This window comes from Amycolatopsis sp. CA-230715 (assembly GCF_018736145.1).
Taxonomy (GTDB): Bacteria; Actinomycetota; Actinomycetes; order Mycobacteriales; family Pseudonocardiaceae; genus Amycolatopsis.
The window spans coordinates 3,152,948-3,170,143 of record NZ_CP059997.1 but is presented as its reverse complement, the minus strand read 5'-3'; the positions used below and the strand labels follow the sequence as shown (position 1 = coordinate 3,170,143).

Annotated in this window: 16 protein-coding genes; 9 read left to right on the top strand and 7 right to left on the bottom strand. The window is 69.9% G+C overall.

Annotated features, from left to right (window positions below; genetic code table 11):
- Positions 1-12: 12 nt before the first annotated feature.
- From HUW46_RS14725 to HUW46_RS14715, 3 genes are read left to right on the top strand one after another with little or no spacing between them, the layout of a single operon-like run.
- Positions 13-1,014 carry a DMT family transporter gene (locus HUW46_RS14725; RefSeq protein WP_442860975.1) on the top strand — a complete coding sequence of 334 codons (1,002 nt, stop codon included), beginning with the start codon at positions 13-15 and terminating at the stop codon, positions 1,012-1,014.
- A gap of 27 nt (positions 1,015-1,041) precedes the next feature.
- Entirely contained in the window at positions 1,042-1,893 is an 852-nt protein-coding gene (locus HUW46_RS14720; protein WP_215547814.1) for a bifunctional methylenetetrahydrofolate dehydrogenase/methenyltetrahydrofolate cyclohydrolase, read from the top strand.
- Between the two features lie 2 nt (positions 1,894-1,895).
- Complete coding sequence (locus tag HUW46_RS14715) at positions 1,896-2,189, top strand: DUF3017 domain-containing protein (protein ID WP_215549874.1); 294 nt, start codon at positions 1,896-1,898, stop codon at positions 2,187-2,189.
- 191 nt (positions 2,190-2,380) lie between these two features.
- Here HUW46_RS14715 and HUW46_RS14710 read toward each other — a convergent pair whose 3' ends face one another.
- A complete protein-coding gene (locus tag HUW46_RS14710; protein WP_215547813.1) occupies positions 2,381-3,553 on the bottom strand; it encodes an MFS transporter in 1,173 nt (390 codons plus the stop codon).
- Between the two features lie 265 nt (positions 3,554-3,818).
- Here HUW46_RS14710 and HUW46_RS14705 point away from each other — a divergent pair, with 265 nt between their 5' ends.
- The 3 genes from HUW46_RS14705 to HUW46_RS14695 are packed head-to-tail and all read left to right on the top strand — an operon-like array spanning position 3,819 to position 6,605.
- Complete coding sequence (locus HUW46_RS14705; RefSeq protein WP_254126182.1) at positions 3,819-4,337, top strand: TrmH family RNA methyltransferase; 519 nt, start codon at positions 3,819-3,821, stop codon at positions 4,335-4,337.
- A 40-nt stretch (positions 4,338-4,377) separates the two neighbouring features.
- On the top strand, positions 4,378-5,931 hold the full coding sequence (gene asnB, locus HUW46_RS14700) for an asparagine synthase (glutamine-hydrolyzing) (protein ID WP_331477240.1): 1,554 nt from the start codon (positions 4,378-4,380) through the stop codon (positions 5,929-5,931).
- A 14-nt stretch (positions 5,932-5,945) separates the two neighbouring features.
- Positions 5,946-6,605 carry a spermidine synthase gene (locus HUW46_RS14695; RefSeq protein ID WP_215547812.1) on the top strand — a complete coding sequence of 220 codons (660 nt, stop codon included), beginning with the start codon at positions 5,946-5,948 and terminating at the stop codon, positions 6,603-6,605.
- Between the two features lie 2 nt (positions 6,606-6,607).
- Here the strand turns inward: HUW46_RS14695 and HUW46_RS14690 are convergent, their stop codons facing one another.
- Positions 6,608-6,988, bottom strand: a complete 381-nt coding sequence (locus HUW46_RS14690; protein WP_215547811.1) for a MerR family DNA-binding transcriptional regulator — start codon at positions 6,986-6,988, stop codon at positions 6,608-6,610.
- A 67-nt stretch (positions 6,989-7,055) separates the two neighbouring features.
- Here HUW46_RS14690 and HUW46_RS14685 point away from each other — a divergent pair, with 67 nt between their 5' ends.
- Together HUW46_RS14685 and HUW46_RS14680 are read left to right on the top strand one after the other, a co-directional pair.
- Complete coding sequence (locus tag HUW46_RS14685; RefSeq protein ID WP_254126177.1) at positions 7,056-8,447, top strand: DHA2 family efflux MFS transporter permease subunit; 1,392 nt, start codon at positions 7,056-7,058, stop codon at positions 8,445-8,447.
- Positions 8,444-9,004, top strand: a complete 561-nt coding sequence (locus HUW46_RS14680; RefSeq protein WP_215547809.1) for an NADPH-dependent FMN reductase — start codon at positions 8,444-8,446, stop codon at positions 9,002-9,004. Before HUW46_RS14685 ends, HUW46_RS14680 begins: the two co-directional genes overlap by 4 nt.
- A 471-nt stretch (positions 9,005-9,475) precedes the next feature.
- Here the strand turns inward: HUW46_RS14680 and HUW46_RS14675 are convergent, their stop codons facing one another.
- Together HUW46_RS14675 and HUW46_RS14670 are read right to left on the bottom strand one after the other, a co-directional pair.
- Complete coding sequence (locus HUW46_RS14675) at positions 9,476-10,429, bottom strand: sigma-70 family RNA polymerase sigma factor (protein ID WP_215547808.1); 954 nt, start codon at positions 10,427-10,429, stop codon at positions 9,476-9,478.
- A gap of 44 nt (positions 10,430-10,473) precedes the next feature.
- Complete coding sequence (locus tag HUW46_RS14670; RefSeq protein ID WP_215547807.1) at positions 10,474-12,129, bottom strand: DUF6119 family protein; 1,656 nt, start codon at positions 12,127-12,129, stop codon at positions 10,474-10,476.
- Positions 12,130-12,533: 404 nt separating this feature from the next.
- On the opposite strand from HUW46_RS14670, the gene HUW46_RS14665 reads away from it, so the two are divergent.
- Positions 12,534-12,998, top strand: coding sequence for a Uma2 family endonuclease (locus HUW46_RS14665; protein ID WP_442860935.1), 465 nt, complete (start codon positions 12,534-12,536; stop codon positions 12,996-12,998).
- Here the strand turns inward: HUW46_RS14665 and HUW46_RS14660 are convergent.
- From HUW46_RS14660 to HUW46_RS14650, 3 genes are all read right to left on the bottom strand, one after another.
- Positions 12,992-14,896, bottom strand: a complete 1,905-nt coding sequence (locus tag HUW46_RS14660; protein WP_215547805.1) for an arabinofuranosyltransferase — start codon at positions 14,894-14,896, stop codon at positions 12,992-12,994. The genes HUW46_RS14665 and HUW46_RS14660 overlap by 7 nt on opposite strands.
- A 130-nt stretch (positions 14,897-15,026) precedes the next feature.
- Positions 15,027-16,649 (bottom strand): tachylectin-related carbohydrate-binding protein, encoded by a 1,623-nt coding sequence (locus HUW46_RS14655; protein ID WP_254126175.1) that lies wholly within the window; start codon positions 16,647-16,649, stop codon positions 15,027-15,029.
- Between the two features lie 4 nt (positions 16,650-16,653).
- Positions 16,654-17,160, bottom strand: coding sequence for a hypothetical protein (locus HUW46_RS14650; RefSeq protein ID WP_215547804.1), 507 nt, complete (start codon positions 17,158-17,160; stop codon positions 16,654-16,656).
- Positions 17,161-17,196: the final 36 nt, after the last annotated feature.

Sequence of the window (17,196 nt, the reverse complement as noted above, 5' to 3'; positions counted from 1 at the left end):
GGCGACGTGACAATGAGAAGAATGAGTACCGCGAGCGCCACCGTAATCACCCCGCGCGACCAAAGCAAAAAGACAAAAGGTGCAGAGCGGGCGATTGGTATCGGCCTCGCGGTCGTGTCCGGACTCGCCATGGCCACGCAGAGCCGGGTGAACGGTCAACTCGGCGTCGAACTGCACGACTCCCTGTTCGCCGCGGTGATCTCCTTCGGCGGCGGGCTCGTGCTCCTGCTGCTCGCGGTGCCTTTTTCCCCGAAGATGCGCGAAGGTGTCCGCGCCGTGGCCCACGGCGTCCGCGAGGGCCGGTTCAGCCCTTGGTACTGCCTCGGCGGCGTCGGCGGCGCGACCTACGTCGCGGGGCAGTCGGTGACGGTGTCGGTACTCGGCGTGGCGATGTTCACCGTCGGCGTGGTCGCCGGGCAGACCCTCAGCGGGCTCGCCGTCGATCGCGCGGGGCTCGGCCCGGCCGGGCCGCAGGCGCTGACCTGGACCCGCGTGCTCGGCGCGGTCCTCACCCTCGTCGCGGTCGCCTGGTCGCTTTCGGGGAGCCTCGGCAGCGCGTCGTCCGGGCTGTGGCTGCTCGTCCTGCCGCTGGTCGCTGGCGCGCTGATGGCGGTGCAGCAGGCGGTCAACGGCCGCGTCAACGCGTGGTCGGGCAGTTCGCTGACCGCGGCGCTGGTCAACTTCGTCGCCGGGACCACGGTGCTGGTGCTCGCGTGGCTGGTGTCGCTCGCCTTCGGCGGCGGGCCGCGCGAGTTCCCGTCGAATCCGCTGCTCTACCTTGGCGGGATCGTCGGCATCGTGTTCATCGCGCTCGCTTCGTTCGTCGTCCGCTGGACCGGCGTACTGCTGCTCGGGCTCGCCACCATCGCGGGCCAGCTGATCGGCTCGGTGCTGATCGACCTGATCGCGCCCGCGCATCCGGCGAAGCTCGCCACCGCCACCCTCGGCGGCACCTGCCTCGCGCTCGCCGCCGTCGGGATCGCCGCGATCAGCACCCGCCCACGGAAGGCGTGAGCACGGAGCTTTGCCAGAATGGGGGCCGTGACGGCGACGATTCTCGACGGCAAGGCAACGAAGGACGCCATCTTCGCGGAGCTGGGGCCGCGGGTGGCCGCGCTCGCCGAGCGGGGGATCACCCCCGGGCTCGCGACCGTGCTGGTCGGCGACGACCCCGGCTCGCACTCCTACGTGAAGATGAAGCACGCCGACAGCGCCAAGGTCGGGGTGAACTCGATCCGGCGCGATCTGCCCGCGGACATCACCCAAGAAAAGCTTGAAGCGGTGGTCGCCGAGCTCAACGCCGACCCCGCCTGCCACGGCTACATCGTCCAGCTGCCGCTGCCGAAGCACCTCGACGCCGGCCGCGTGCTCGAACGCATCGCCCCGGAGAAGGACGCCGACGGGCTCGCTCCGGTGAGCCTCGGCAGGCTCGTGCTCGGTGAGCGGGCGCCGCTGCCGTGCACGCCGCTCGGCATCGTCGAGCTGCTGCGCCGCTACGAGGTACCGCTGGCCGGGGCGCAGGTCGCCGTCGTCGGCAGGGGGATCACTGTCGGCAGGACGCTCGGGCTGCTGCTCACGCGGCGCAGCGAGAACGCCACCGTGACGCTGTGCCACACCGGCACCCGCGATCTCGCCGCCGAGGTGCGGCGCGCGGACATCGTGGTGGCCGCCGCGGGTTCGCCGGGGCTCATCACCTCGGACATGGTCAAACCCGGCGCCGCCGTGCTCGACGTCGGCGTCTCCCGGGTCGACGGCAAGCTGACCGGCGACGTGGACCCCGGCGTGCGCGAGGTCGCCGGGTTCGTGGCGCCGAACCCGGGCGGGGTCGGGCCGATGACCAGGGCGATGCTGGTCAGCAACGTCGTCGAAGCCGCGGAGCGGTCCGCCTCGTGAGCATGCCCGTCACGCCGCGCGGGCGGAAGCCGTACCTGACGCACCTGCCGTTCGGCATCGTGCTGGCGCTGGTCGCGATCGCGGGCTGGCGGATCTGGCTCTATCACTGGCGGCAGGGCGTGCTCATCATCGGCGGCGCGCTGCTGGTGGCCGCCGTGCTGCGGGTGGTGCTCGCGGACTCGCAGGCCGGGCTGCTCGCGATCAGGGGCAAACCCGTCGACGCGCTGAGCTACGCGGGGCTGGGCGTGCTGATCCTCTTCATCGCCTTCACCATCTCCGGCGGCCCGCTCACCTAGGCCCCCAGCTGCATTTAGCGGGCTAAACGCACTCAGAGGCCCCCGAGCGACGGGAGGCCTCCGAAGTGCGTTTAGCGGGCTAAACGTCGCCGGGGACCCTGCGGGCCGGGAGGGGCCTGGAGTGCAGTTAGCGGGCTAAACGTCGTCGAAGGGGACCGGCCGCCGCGGGGGTGGCGGCCGGTCCCGCGAGGTCAGGCTTCGGCCAGTACCGGGCGCTTCGCGGCCTTGCGGTCGAGGCCGCCGGACACCGCGGCCAGGCTGAGCCCGAACACGGCGAGCAGCGCGCCGATCCAGTTCGGCGCGACCAGCCCGAGCCCGCCCGCGATGACGAGCCCGCCGAGGTAGGCGCCGATCGAGTTGGCGATGTTGAACGCCGACTGCACGGCCGCGGACACCAGCGACGGCGTGCCGCCGGCCTTCTCCATGATCCTGGCCTGCAGCATCGGGCCGATCATGAACCCGGCGACGCCCACGAAGAAGATCGTGATGGCGGCGCTGACCTTCCCCTGCGCGGTGACCGTGAAGACGCCGAGCACCGCGGCGAGGCTGAGCAGCGCGACGTACAGGCTGGGCATCAGCGCCTTGTCCGCGAGCCTGCCGCCGAGGAGGTTCCCGATCGTCATACCGACGCCCGCGAGCGACAGCAGCAGCGTGACCTGTGACGGCGAGTACCCGGCGACGTCGGTGAGCATCGGCGCGATGTAGGACAGGCAGGCGAACACGCCGCCGAGCCCGAAGGTGACGATCGCGAGCGCGAGCCACACCTGCGGGCGCTTGAACGCGCCCAGCTCGCCGCGCAGCGACGGATCGGCGGGCTTGCCCTGGTGCGGCACGAGCTTCGCGATGGCGGCGATCGCCACCAGCCCGATGGCGGCGACCACGGCGAACGTCGCGCGCCAGCCGACCTGCTGGCCCAGCAGGGTCCCGAGCGGCACGCCGACCACGTTGGCCAGCGTCAGCCCGAGGAACATCATCGACACGGCCTTCGCGCGGTTGCCCTTGTCGACGAGCCCGGACGCGACGACAGCACCAGCGCCGAAGAACGCGCCGTGCGGGAGCCCGGCGACGAACCGGAACAGCACGCCGAACCCCTGGTTCGGCGCGAGCGCGAACAGGGCGTTGCCGACGGTGAACAGGGCCATCATCGCCAGCAGCATGGTCTTGCGCGGCAGCCGGACAGCGGCCGCGGTGAGCAGCGGAGCGCCGACGACGACGCCGAGCGCGTAGCCGGAGATCAGGTGGCCGGCGGTCGGGATGTCGACGCCGAAGTCGGTGGCGGCTTGCGGCAGCACGCCCATCATGACGAACTCGGTGGTGCCGATACCGAAGGCGCCGATGGCCAGCGCGAGCAGCGCGATGGGCACGGTACTCCTCTCGGGAAGTATTCTGAATCGATAAAGCGGGTCGGCAAAAAACTAGACAGTCGGCAAGGCCCCAGCGCCCTCGCGCAGCTGTCCAGCATCCAGTTCAACCGATACGCCCCCGGTTTGTCATCCCGATATCGCGTGAGGATGCCCACGTGACGGCGCACTCACCCGCTACACTGGCCGTTCCCGTCGATGGCCAGCGCACGCCGCGAAGTGCGCCGATCATGATCCTTTCCCCGGGAGGCCCAGCGCCTCGACGCCGGTGAGCCCCGCGATCCGGGCGCGCACCCGGAACGAGCTGAAGTCGGCGCGCCGGCGCCGATCCCACCCCTGCTGGGGGCACCTGTTCGCGGCCCCGCTCTGGCCGCTGCACGGCGCGAACCTCGGCACGCTCCTGCGCACCTGCGACGCGGTCGGCGCCTGCCTCGCGGTGCCCCGGTTCCCCTGGGTGCCGGAGGCGCTGCGCCGGGGCAACACGCTGCGTCGCCCCGCCTGCGTCCACTGGGTGAACGATCCGCTCGGCTGGCTCGCCCGCGAGCGCGCGGACGGCACCGCGGTCGTGGGCGTCGAGCTGGCGGACGAAGCCGTCCGGCTGGCCGATCTCGGCGCCGCGCGCGGCAGGACGATCGCGGTGCTCGGGCACGAGCAGAGCGGTATCCCGCCCGAGGCGCTCGATCTGCTCGACGTCGCGGTGGAGATCCCGATGGTCGGTTCGGGATCGAGCCTCAACGTCGCCGTGGCGGGCAGTCTCGTCCTGTACAAGCTTGCCGGACTGGCGTGAAAGACAGCGGGACACGTCACATAGACGGCAATTCCGCGCTGTGCCAACTAGAATCGGTCGGCAACCTCAGGAGGTGCCACGCACTGTGTGTGGAATCGTTGCCGCGGTCGGCGAAGTCGATGTCCAGATGTGCCGTGAAATGTTGGGCCGGATCAAGCACCGGGGCCCCGACGACACCGGAGAGATCCAGCGGGGGAACGTGTGGCTCGGCCACCAGCGTCTGTCCATTATGGACGTCGGTGGTGGCGCGCAGCCGCTGAGCGATGTGGACGGGACCACCTACCTGGTGGCCAACGGGGAGATCTACAACCACCGCCACATCAGGGAGGACCTGGGGCACGAGCTGTTCGAGACCGGATCCGACAGCGAAGCCGCGTTGCACGCGCTGATCGTCGACGGGCCCGTTGGGCTGGCGCGGCTGCGCGGCATGTTCGCGCTCGCGTTCATGACGGCCGAGGGCGAATTCCTCGTCGCGCGGGATTCGCTCGGCGTGAAACCGCTTTACTGGGCGCGCCGCGACGACGTGACGCTCTTCGCCAGCGAACTGCGCGCGTTCGACGAAGCGGACCGGCCGCTGGTGGAGAGCTTCCCGCCGGGCTGCTGCTGGAGCCCGGCTTCGGGGCTGGTGCGGTTCGCCGACGCCATTCCCGCGCGTGTGCGCCCCGCACGGCGTGCCGAGGAAGCGGGCGTGTGGGACGAAAGCCTGCTCAAATCGGTGCGCGAGACGATCGTGAGCGCGGTGGAGAACCGCATGATGAGCGACGTCGGGATCGGCGTGTTCCTCTCCGGCGGGCTCGATTCCGCGATCGTGGCCGCCGTCGCCGCCGAATACGCGAAGCGGCACGACCAGCCGTTGCCGACCTTCGCGGTCGGCGCGCCGGGCAGCTCGGACCTGGCCGCGGCCAGGGTGGTCGCCGAATTCCTCGGGACCGAGCACCACGAAATCGTGATGACACGGGAGGACGCGATCGCCGCGCTGCCGAAGGCCGTGCGCGCGATCGAGCACTACGACCCGTCGCTGGTGCGCAGCGCCGTGCCGAACATGCTGCTCGCGCAGTACGCGTCGAAGCGCGTGCACGCCGTGCTGACCGGTGAAGGCGCCGACGAACTGTTCGCCGGATACTCCTACTACCACGAAGCGCCGTTCACCGATCCGGATGCGCTGCAGGCCGAGCTGGTGCGCACGGTCGGCGAGCTGCACCACCTCAACCTCCAGCGCTGCGACCGCACCACGATGGCGTACGGCATGGAGGCGCGCGTGCCGTTCCTCGACCGCGACGTGATCGAGCTGGCGCTGTCGATCCCGCCGGAGCACAAGATGACCGGGCCGGGGATCGAGGAGAAGAAGCTCCTCCGCGACGCCTTCGAAGGCTGGGTCCCCGAGGAGATCCTGCGCCGGGGCAAGGAGCAGTTCGGCGACGGGTCCGGCGCGAAGGACGTGCTGGAAAGCGCGGTCAGGGAGTCACCGGAGATCGCCGCCGCGGACGGGGTGGAACTGCGCACGAAGGAGGAGGCCGGGTTCTACGCCATCTGGCGCGACGAGCTCGACGGCATCCGCGCAGACCGCACGCTCGGGCTGTTCGCGACGACGTGACTATCGTGGCACCCGTGAGCGAGGTGTTGGAGAGGGTCCGAGGCGTGTGCGGCGAACTCGTGCTGCGCAAGGTCCGTGTTGATCCCGAGACTGCCGATTTCGAAGTGATCGCGAACGGCGTGTTCCTGATGGACACCCGCAACGGCGAATCCGAGCGGCTGCTGGTTTCGGTGGCCGCGGATTCGGTTCCCGGCCGCGCGCGCATGCTCATCGGCGGGCTCGGCGTCGGGTTTTCGCTCCGGGCGGCGCTGGATCACGACGGCGTCGGCGACATCTTCGTGGTCGAGCGCGAGCCCGCGGTGGTGGAGTGGAACCGGACGGGGCCGCTGCGCGAGGTGCACGGCGACGCGTTGTCCGACGGCAGGGTGACCGTGGTCGAAGCCGATCTGGTGTCTTGGTTGGACAGTACCGATGAGCGTTTTGACGCGATGTGCCTCGATATCGACAACGGTCCACAGTGGACTGTCACGGAAGGCAACGCCGCGCTCTACTCGGCGGCGGGTCTCGACATGGTCGCCGCGCGGTTGCGGCCGGGTGGCGTGCTCGCGGTGTGGAGCGCGGAGGCGAGCGATGCCTTCACGCGCCGGCTGCGCGCGCGGTTCAGCGAGGTGCGGGTGCTCGAAATCCCGGTGCCGCGCGGCGAACCCGACGTCGTCTGGATCGCGCGCCCCTGAGGTCAGGCCGGGGGGACCTCGCAGAGCTTGGTGTCGCCGGTGAGGTCGTCCAGCGCGCTGTTCAGCTCGGCGATGCGGCGGTGGACCTCTTCTTCGAGCGCGGAGCGGAAGCGGAACCAGTCGTCCAGCCCGATCCGCTCCGGCGGCGGGAGCCGATCGGTGAGCTCTCGGATTTCGGCGACGGACAACCCGACGCGCTGCGCGACCCGGATGACCTTGATGACGCACGCGGTGGTTTCGTGGAACCGCCGCTGGTTCCCGCTCGTGCGCTCGGCGTGGATGAGCCCGTTGCGGTCGTAGAAGCGGATCGCGGACGGGGCGACCCCGCTGCGGTCCGCCAGTTCCTGCACCCCGATGGACGGCATCACGGCTGGCGCGCTCATCCGGACTCCTTCCGTGTCCTGCTTCACAGTTGACTTCAACCAAGGTTTCAGTTTTAGCGTAGCTCAGGTGAGCACGAAGAGCAGCCTCGAACCGATCCCGCGTTCCGCCTGGTACGCCTCGGCGGTCATCGCGCTGGGCGGGTTCGTCGCGAACATGGACGGCCCGATCGTCTCGATCGGCCTGGAAACGATGCGGCACGACCTCGGCGCCACGCTCGACGGCGTCCAGTGGGTCGTCACGGGCTACCTGCTCGGCCTTTCGGCGGCACTGCCGGTGACGCCGTGGCTCGTGCGCAGGTTCGGCGCGGGGCGGCTGTGGCTGCTTTCGCTCGTCGCGTTCCTGGTGCTGTCCGCGGCGTGCGCGCTGTCGCCGACGTTGCCCGCGCTCATCGCGGCGCGGGTGCTGCAGGCGGTCGCGGGCGGTGTGATGGTCGCGAGTGGACAGACGGTGATCGGCATCGTGGTCGGCCCGGCCAGGATGGGCAGGCTGATGGGCACGCTCGGCATCGTGGTCGGTGCCGCGCCGCTCGTCGGGCCGAGTCTCGGCGGCCTGCTGCTGGCGCACTTCGCGTGGCCGTCGCTGTTCTGGGTGAACCTGCCGATCGGGCTGGTCACCGTGCTGCTCGGGCTCCGGCTCGTGCCGCCGGGCGAGCGCGGCGCGACGGCGCGGCTCGATCACCGGGGACTGGCACTCGCCACGATCAGCGTGCCGCTGCTCGTGTACGCGCTGACCGAACTCGGTGGCGTGCACACCGGATCGGCGCCGCTGCACTGGGCGCTGCTCGCGCTGAGCCTGGTGCTGGGCGCGGTGTTCGTCCGGCGTTCGCGCCGCGTGCCGAACCCGGTGCTGGCACTGCGCCTGTTCCGGGTGCGGGCGATTTCGCTGGCGTTGGGCAGCGTGTTGCTCAGTTCGGCGGCGATGTACGGCGCGATCGTGCTGCTGCCGCTGTGGCTGCAGATCAGGCTCGGGCACGGCGCGGCGTCGACGGGGCTGCTGCTGGTGCCGCTCGGTCTCGGCACGTCGCTGGTGATGATCGTGGCCGGACGGCTGACCGACCGGTACGGCGGCGCGCGGATCGCGCTGGCCGGGACGGGCCTGGTGCTGCTGAGCACGCTGCCGTTCCTGTGGTTCGGTGGCGCGCCGTCGCTGTTCCTGGTGCAGGCGCTGCTGTTCGCGCGCGGCGTCGGGCTCGGGCTGTCGATGATGCCCGCGTCGGTCGTCGCCTACACGAGGGTCTCGCCGGACGACCTCGGCGACGCGACCGTGCTGATGAACATCGGCATGCGGATCGGCGGGGCGGTCGGTGGCGCGCTGGTGGTGATCCCGCTGTCCCGCGCGCTCGAATTCGGCTGGGCGTTCGTGGTGCTGGCCGGGTTGTCGGTGGCCGCGGTCGCCGTGACGGCGTGGCTGCTTCGTGTTCCCGCTCGGGAAAAGACAACCGGAAGGACTGGAAAATGAGCGTACTGCCCAAAATCGCCGTGATCATCGGGAGCGTCCGCGAGGGCAGGATCGGCGACGGCGTCGGCAGGTGGGTCGCCGAACGGCTGGCTGGCGAACCGCTGGAACCGATGCTGATCGACCTCGACGGCCACACGTTCCCGTCGACGATGATCCACCATCCCGACGTCGAGGGCTTTGCCGAGACGATCGGCCGTGCCGACGGGGTGATCGTGGTGACGCCGGAGTACAACCACAGCTTCCCCGGCCCGTTGAAGACCGCGATCGACGCCGTCGGTCCACAATGGAGGGCCAAGCCGGTGGGATTCGTTTCCTACGGCGGAATGGCGGGCGGGCTCCGCGCGGTCGAAGCGCTTCGACCGGTCTTCGCGGAGCTGCACACCGTGACGATCCGTGAAACGGTGAGCCTGCACAATCCGTGGGGTCCGCTCGCCGACGCTGACACCGATTACCCCGACGCCGCCGCGGAAAAGGCGCTACACGTGCTGACGACGCAGCTGCTGTGGTGGGCGGAAGCGCTTCGCGAAGCGCGCGCGAAAACGCCTTACCCCGCCTAGCGGTCACCGGAGGCGGCCTCCGCTAGGCGCCGAAGCGGAGGTGGCCTCCAGTACCGAATCGGAGGCGGCCTCCGGCATGGGAGCGGAGGCGCCCTCCGCTGGGGAAGCGGAGGTGTCCTCCGGTGATCGAATCGAAGGCGCCCCTCCGCTCTCGCCCCGGAGGCTCCCTCCATTTGTGTTGCGGAGGCCCCCTTCGCTGGTCAGTACTTGAAGCGGAGGCATCCTCCGTCAGTCGGCGCTTGAAGCGGAGGTGCCCTCCGTCGGTCGGGCGCTTGATACGGAGGCGGCCTCCGCCAGTCGCCCCGGAGGCACCCTCCGATCTGGAGGACTCGCCCAATCGATCCGGAGGCACCCTCCGATGTCGGCGACCCGCCGCGCCATCCGGAGGTGCCCTCCGGACTGAAACGGAGCCACCCACCGGTCCACGAGGACCCGCACCAGCATGGTGTCCACGACCCGCGCCCCTCGACCTCACCGCGGCCAGATCTCGGGGAAGCCGAACCTCCCGACCAGCCCCGGATCGGCGAACGCGTGCACGCGCGCGATCCCGCCTTCGCCCGCGGTGAGCACGAGCACGCCCCACGCCCGGTGCACGCCGTCGGCACCGCGTTCGTACGACACCGCCGCCGCCTGCCCGTTCGCGCGCACCGGCACCATCGCCCAGTCGCCCGGATCCCGGAACGCGTGCCGCACCAGATAAGGCAGGCAGGTTTCCATCCCCGAGTACCAGGTTCGCGCCGGGACGGCTTCCAGCGTCGCGTCCGAGCGCAGGATCTTTTCGAGCAGCGCGGCATCGGAGTTCACGAACGCCGCGATGTAGGAATCCAGCAGCGCGCGCAGCTCCGGCTCGGCGGGTTCGACGAGATCGTCCGCGGCGGGGCGGACCTCGTCGAGCCGGGCGCGGGCGCGCTGCAGCGTGCTCTTGACCGCCGCGACGCTCGTTTCCAGCACTTCGGCGACCTCGGCGGCGGGGAACGCGAGCACGTCGCGCAGGATCAGCACCGCGCGCTGCTTCGGCGGCAGGTACTGCAGGCTCGCGATGAGCGCCAGCCGCAGCCCTTCGCGCGCGGTCACCACGGCCGCGGGATCCAGCAACGCGTCCGGGATCGGCTGCACCCAGGAAACCTCGTCGCCCGCGAGATCCGGTGGGGCGTCCGGATCGCTCGACGGGCCGCAGAGCCCCGACGGCAGCACGCGCCTGCTGTGGTGCCCGAGCGCGGTCAGGCAGGCGTTGGTCGCGATCCGGTACAGCCACGAGCGCAAGGACGAACGGCCCTCGAACCGGTCGTACGACCGCCATGCCCGCAGGTACGTTTCCTGCACGAGGTCCTCGGCGTCGGCGATCGAGCCGAGCATGCGATAGCAGTGCGCGAGCAGCTCGCGCCGATACTGCTCGGTGTCACGGGTGAAGTCGATGTCGGTCATGTCCGTGCAGACCCCGTCGCAGGCCGAAAGGAATCGGTCGCAGCCTACGGGATGATCGCGACCGAAACCGGGATCCCGTTCGCGGTCGAGGTGACGCACGCCGACGCGAGCGCGGAGCGGGCGAAGGTGAACAGCGTGTCCGGGGTGAGCGGCTTGTCGGTCCGGTGGATGGCGTAGACGACCGAATGCGGCCGCGTCCCGAGGTTCCGCGCGCGCTCCTCGCTCTGCCGCGCGACCAGGCCGCGGAACCGGTGCCACGTCTCCGGGTCGGTGAGGCTCTCCATCGAAACGAGGCCCTGGGCGAACAGGTGGCTCAGCGGTGACGACCCGGTGCGCCCGCTGGTCTTCTTGACGTGCACCAGTTCGTTCGCGGGGCCGAGCAGATCGCACGCTTCGAACCCGCTGGGATGCGTGCGGCCCGGCACCAGTTTCCGGTCCAGGCAAAGGAAACCGGGCAGCGTCCGCGCCACGTACCGGTTGTAGTCCTCCTCGTGCACCTTGCCCGTCTTCGCGTTGCGGGGCGCGTCGTTCCACGCGGGGAGGCGCCACGGCAGCGGCCGTTCGAACGCGGTGCGGCTGACCTTCCTGACGTGCTGGAGGTACTCGTCGCCGATGCGGTACCAGTCGCCGTCGATGAGGATGTACCGCGCGTCGTCTTCGGCGATTTCCGCGGCGAGCCAGTGCAACGCGGGCAGTTCGCCGCCGAGCTCCTCGTCGTCTTCACGCCGTCCTTCGATGCGCCCCGCGGACAGCGCGCGATGCCATTCGTCCCGGGGGAGCGCGGCCAACGGCTCGGCGAGGTGGTCGCAGGTCAACTCCTCGGTACGCAGCCGCGTACCGGCCACCCGGCCTGTGTAGTAGTGGATGTCGGGGCCCTCGTAGTAGCGCGCCGGATAGGCGACGCCGATTTCCCCGCGCGCCGGATCGGGCTCGGCCAGCAACTCGGCGACCGCGCCGTCCAGTTCCGCGCGGCGCGGCGTCCGGCTCGGCACGCGCCGCACCCACAGCAGCGGCGCGAGCTGGTCGTGCGGCGGCTGGTCGCGTTCGATCGCGCTCAGCGCGCGCAGATCGCCGACCAGGTGTGCCCGGTCGACCGCGAGCGGGACCTTCAGCGACTGCCCGCAGTCCAGGCTCAGCTGGAGCTTGCGGTCGCCGCGTTCGCGGACGTGCGTGAGCCCGCCGAGCAGGTGCAGGCGCGCCCTTCCGTTGAGCTGCCGGATGATTTCGGCGTGCTCACGCAGCCCGAACTCCCAGAAGCCCTGCCGCGCGGGCACCAGGTTCCGGTCCACGCGGGCCTTCGCGGACAGCGCCCAGCGCGTGATGTCCCTGATTTCGTCGGGGTTGACCGTGCGCACCGCCACCCGCAGCGCGAACTGGTGGTCGATCAGGTCGTCGCGCAGGAAGTGCCAGCCGTGCCCGTAGGTCAGCGCGTAGGTGGCGTCGTCGACGCGGAGGAACAGCGCGGCCGACGACGTCGAGGTGGAGAAGGCGAGGTCGACCCCGGTGAGCGCGCGGATCGCCCGCACCCATTCGACGTCGCGCTCGTCGGTCTGCCCCGCGACGAGAAGTCCCGGCGCGGCACCGATTTCGACTTCTTGGAACTCGCGCTCGTCGCGTGCCCTGTCCACCACGAGGCGGTGGAGTTCACCCGGTCCGACATCGGCCATGCGGTACAAAGTGGTTACCCTGGTCTGGGTCACCACACCAGGATAATTCCGCCGTTGCGCCATCGGGTGTCCCCGAGGTTGTGCCGGAGTGTCGATCCGGATTACGACGAATGGCGTGTTCGGGAATTCTCGATCATCACTCCAATGGCCGGATAAACGCGGCTTTCCCTGCTCTGTTCGTGCGATTGTCCGCCGTCGAATTCACAGCCGGTGACCACGCGCGCGGAATTCTTCACCCCGGTATGGGCCGCCCGTGCGTGTCCGTGCGCTGGGCGCCGTTCGCGCTGCGGGCTGTGCACGACTACCCTGATCCTGATCGATTCTCACCTTGCCGATGTGGGGGCACGATGGAGACAGTCCCGGCGTTCGCACACGGAGACCGTCTCACCCGTCGGGACCTGGAGTCGATCACCGATGAACGGCGACGATACGAACTGGTGGACGGGACCCTTCTGGTGAGCCCGTCACCGCGTCCGCTGCACCAACGGGTGGTCGCGCGCGTGCTCGCGGCGCTCACCCCAGGTTGCCCCGCCGAGTGCGAGGTGCTCCCCGCGCCGGTGGACGTCGTGCTCGACGAGCACACGGTGCTCATCCCGGACGTGGTGATCGGCAGGCGGGCGGACTTCACCGAGCGCGCGCTGGTGGGCGTTCCGGTGCTCGCGGTCGAGGTGGTTTCCCCGTCCAGCAGGCATATCGACCGGTACCTCAAACCGGCCACGCTCGCGCGCGCCGGCTGCCCGCACTACTGGGTGATCGACCCGAAGGCGCCGAGCATGAGCTGGTTCCGGCTCGACGGCGACGCCTATTCCGCGGTGGGCGAGGTGTTCGACGACGAAATCGCGGAAATCGAGCAGCCGTACGCGCTGACGATGCGCCCGTCGGATCTCGTGTCGGATTACTGAGCATTTCGCGCGAGCACGGTGAACGGCCCGACGTCGGCCCGCGTGAAACGCGACGGTGAAAACGCGGCCATCGGGAACTTCAGCACTTCCTCGCCGACGTTTTCGGTCTTCGGGAAGGCGTCGTGCGTGGTGCGCAGCCGGTAGTCGGTGCCCTCCCTGGTGAACACGAACACGTCCGGCGCGGTGAACCGGCTGTGTTCCATCGCGCGTACGAGCGCGCCGGGATCGCCGATCTTAGCCCAGTTCCGGAGTTCGGCGTCGCGGCCCGCGAAATCGGCGAGCGGGTTGGCCCAGCCGGAGTACGCGGCCTGGAATCCGTGGTACGGCCGGAAAACGAGGAGCTGCTGCGTCGTGGTGGCGACCACGAGATCGTGCGCGGGGCGGCCGGTGAGGCGCGCGATCGCGTCGACGAGCGCGCCGTTCCAGTGGCCGGGTTTGCCCGGATCGGCGTGGCCGTAGGCGTTCGTGCCGGACAGGTCGTAGTCGCCCAGTGCTTCGTCGAGGCTCTTTTCGGGATATTGCTCGGCTTTCGCGGTCTGGGTGAGGGCGAGCACCGAACCGAACACCGCGACCGCGGCCAGTGCCCGGATGCGCGGTTCGCCGGGGGAGAGCCGGGCGAGCCCGTCGCGCACCGCGAGGCAGGCCGCGGTGACCAGTGCGACAACGATGACCGGCTCGATGCGGAACGACAGCAACGTGCGATGCGTCGCGAGTGCGACGTTCGACGCGGCGTACCAGCCGTAGCCGGTGAGCACGACGACCGCGAGCACTCGCGCGTGCGGGTCCGTCCGGTAGCGCCACACGAGCCAGGCGGTGCCGACCAGGCAGACCAGTCCGGTCAGGGTGAATTCGAACATGGGCAACGGGAAGACCGCGCCTTCGGCGGGCAGGAACCGCAGCGCGGTGCTGACCGCGGGCGAGTCGCGCAGCATCGCGACCAGGTACGGCGCCCACACCAGCAGGACGAGGGGAAGCGCGATCGCGCCGACGAGCAGCAGCGCCCGCACCAGCCGCCACGCCATCGCGAGCGTGCGTTCGCGGTGCGCCAGCGCCACGTACAACGCGAGCACCAGCAACAGCAGCAGCGCGAAGACGAAGATGAGCGTGTAGATCGCGCCCGCGCAGCCGAGGAACACCCCGATCAGCGCGATCGAGGCGTAACTCGTGCGCCGGTTCGCGGCGGCGTCGGTGAACACCCGGTGCGCGAGCACCGCGACCGCGGGCAGGGTGGCGATCAGCGTCCACGAGTACGGCTCGAAGTCGCCGCCGCGGATGCCCGCGATCGCGGTGGCGACCGCGATCAGCAGCGCGAACCGGCGTCGCACGAGCACGCTCCACAACACGAACGCGACGGCGACCGCGACCGCGTTGGTCAGCACCGCCCACGGCTGGTACGCCTGCCAGCCCTCCAGGCCGGTCAGGTTCGCGAACCGGCCGCCGAGCCAGAACCAGCCTGCCGGGTAGAACGGCGGAAGGCTCGCGTAGTTCAGGTCCGCGAGCGCCGCGGTGTCGGCCGTCCTGGTCAGGTACTGCAGGCGGGAAACCTGGTCCCAGCTCGCCCCGCCGAGGTAGAATGAGCTGCCCGCCAGCGCGAACGAGAGCCACACGGTGCTGATCACGCCGGGCAGCGCCCACGCCACCGGCGTCGCCCAGCGGGGCCAGCGCGCCCGGAACACCAGCCACACCACGGCGGCCGCCAGCACCGCGATCGCGGTGGCCGACAGCGCCGACGGCACCTGCGACTGGCGCGGCGCGTCCCACTTCTCGGCGACCCACCAGATCCCGGTGCTGACCACCGCCGACACCACGACGGCGGGCAGCAGCTCCCGCACCGCCGCGGTCGGTCTTTCCGCGGACACCTCGATGACGGCAGGTTTCTGCCGAGCACGGTCGAGCATGACGATCTCTCCTTGCCCCGGGAACGGGGCTCCCCAGTGGTCTTGCCGCTTCGTTGTCGTCGGCAGGCCCGAAAACGTTGTCTGGACCAGGTAGCTTTTCGAGCACGCTCGAAAAGCTGGCGATCAACGATTAGGTGGTGAGGTGGCAGGTGCTGGGGGTGGCGGTCATGTCGTGGAGGCGGTACCAGCCGTGTCCGATGAGTTTGCCGGTGGTGCGGCCGGTGTCGGCCCAGTTGCCGCTGGCGGGGAGGTAGCGGTACCAGAGCAGGGCGCCGTCTTCGGCGGGGTAGGAGCCGTAGAGGACGTCGGCGCCGGGTGAGGTGATGGTTTTGAAGATGTGCCAGCCGGTGCCGGAGGGTTTGGCCCACTGGGTCCATTCGCCGGTGGCGGGGTTGTAGGCGAAGCGGAACAGGTCGCCGTTGGGTGTGCGGGCGTAGAGGATGTCGTCGCCGGCGGCGACGATGAGGTCGTACTTGCCCCAGTCGTCGTTGAGGACGCGGTGGTCCCATTTCTTGGTGGTGGGGTCGTAGGTGCGGCGGTGCAGGTTGCCGTCGGGTTCGATGGTGTAGATGTGGCCGGTGGCGTCGACGGTGATGCGGTTGCGGTACCCGGGGGTGGCGTAGCGGCCCCAGCCGCGGTCGATGATCTGGTAGTAGGCGCCGGTGCTCCGGTCCCAGCTGGTGCCGTTCCAGTGGAAGCGGCGGAGTTCGCCGTTGCCGTTGGCTTGGTAGAGCACGCCGTCGGGTGCGGCGATGGCGCGGGAGTTGAGCCAGCCGGAGCCGATGGCTCGGCCGGTGTTGGTGATCCAGGAGAACGCGCCGCCTCGGGGGTCGGTGTGCTGGTAGAGCCAGAGTGAGCCGTCGGCGCGGGTGGTGAAGATCGGGGCGGCGGGTTTGCAGGTGATGGCGAGGTTGGGCACCGTTTCGCGGATCCAGTCGCTGGTGTTGTCGGCGCGGACTTCGGTGGAGCCGGTGCGGGTTTCGGTTTCGCCGAGGCAGCCGCCTTGCCAGGACACGCTGTTGACCCCGACCAGCTCGACGTTGTTGCCGTTTTCGCGGAGGGCGGGGCCGCCCGCGTCACCGCGGCAGGTGGAGGCGGTGGCGGGGTCGTTGCCGGTGATGGCGACGGTGGTGGCGGTGAGTTCACCGGTGGTGAAGGTGGCGGTGTGCAGTCGGTCGGGGACCCAGTCGGTGGCGGTGCGCCCGTAGCCGGCGATCCGCAGGACATCCCCTGGTTTCGGTGCGGTGCGGGCGATCGCGACGGGGGCGATGCCGGTGACGGGGGCGGCGAGTTTCGCGAGCACGAGGTCGCGGTCGCCCTTGGGCACCAGCTCGGTGATGGTGGCGACCTGGCCGTCGTCGTGGGTCAGGATGGTACGGCCGATGACCGCCGTGGCCTGCTTCCGTGGGGGCCCGGCGGGGATGTGGAACCCCTGATCCACCGAATCGGCGAAACAACTGGCCGCGGTGAGCAGCCACTGCGGATCGACCAGCGCGCCGGTGCAGCTCTGCTCCCCGACGGCGACCTTCGCGACGAACCGGTAACTGCGATCCGCCGCCGGGGCACCACCACTGATCGCCGACACCGACGGCGCCGCCAGCACACCCGCCGCGGTGACGATCAGCGCGGTGAGCGCTACGGCTCGCCATCGAAAAGGGTTTCTTGAGGACACGGGGTACAGCTCCTTGCGGGGTGTGTTGCGGTTTTGGGAGCCCGGTTCGCCGAACGCCGAGGTGTTTCCTTGATCGGTCATCGAATCATCGGGGCGAGGCGGTGCCAGTGGCTTTGATCTCGATCAGCGTTGCCGGACCGCTGGCCGGGTTGGCCGCTTCACCTATTTTGGTCCACTTCTTCTTGGTGACCGGCACGGTGGTGGCGCGTCCCTTGGCGTTCAGCGTCATCTGGATGTCGTGGCCATCGCCTTTCGCGAGGAATACCTCGTGCACTTCCAGGCTCAGATAGCCTTTCGGGCCTCTGATCGAGAAGCAGAACGATTCACCTTTGCTGGTGTTGATCGTCAGCACATCCGTGCGATCCGCGCAATCGACGAGCAGTATGTTGCCGTCGCCGGACTTGAGCCGGATGCCGCGATCGGCGTAGATGCGGTCCGCGCCAGGGTATGCGTAGTCCTCCACCGTACTTCTCTGCGGACCCGAGGGTGTGTGGACCTCGGACCCCCTGGCTGGACCGCTGGTGGTGGTCATGGTTGCCGCGGCGAGCACGCCGAGCGCGCCGACCACGACGCGCTTGGTCCACGATTGCATGGGGGCTCCTCGTCTAATTCGCTGTCGCTCATCTTC

Excerpts from the sequence above, each read along its gene's own strand:
- HUW46_RS14725 (WP_442860975.1), top strand. The coding sequence starts at position 13 with ATGAGAAGAATGAGTACCGCGAGCGCCACCGTAATCACCCCGCGCGAC.
- HUW46_RS14715 (WP_215549874.1), top strand. The coding sequence starts at position 1,896 with ATGCCCGTCACGCCGCGCGGGCGGAAGCCGTACCTGACGCACCTGCCG.
- HUW46_RS14690 (WP_215547811.1), bottom strand. The coding sequence starts at position 6,988 with ATGAGCGCGCCAGCCGTGATGCCGTCCATCGGGGTGCAGGAACTGGCG.
- HUW46_RS14680 (WP_215547809.1), top strand. The coding sequence starts at position 8,444 with ATGAGCGTACTGCCCAAAATCGCCGTGATCATCGGGAGCGTCCGCGAG.
- HUW46_RS14675 (WP_215547808.1), bottom strand. The coding sequence starts at position 10,429 with ATGACCGACATCGACTTCACCCGTGACACCGAGCAGTATCGGCGCGAG.
- HUW46_RS14660 (WP_215547805.1), bottom strand. The coding sequence starts at position 14,896 with ATGCTCGACCGTGCTCGGCAGAAACCTGCCGTCATCGAGGTGTCCGCG.
- HUW46_RS14655 (WP_254126175.1), bottom strand. The coding sequence starts at position 16,649 with ATGACCGATCAAGGAAACACCTCGGCGTTCGGCGAACCGGGCTCCCAA.
- HUW46_RS14650 (WP_215547804.1), bottom strand. The coding sequence starts at position 17,160 with ATGCAATCGTGGACCAAGCGCGTCGTGGTCGGCGCGCTCGGCGTGCTC.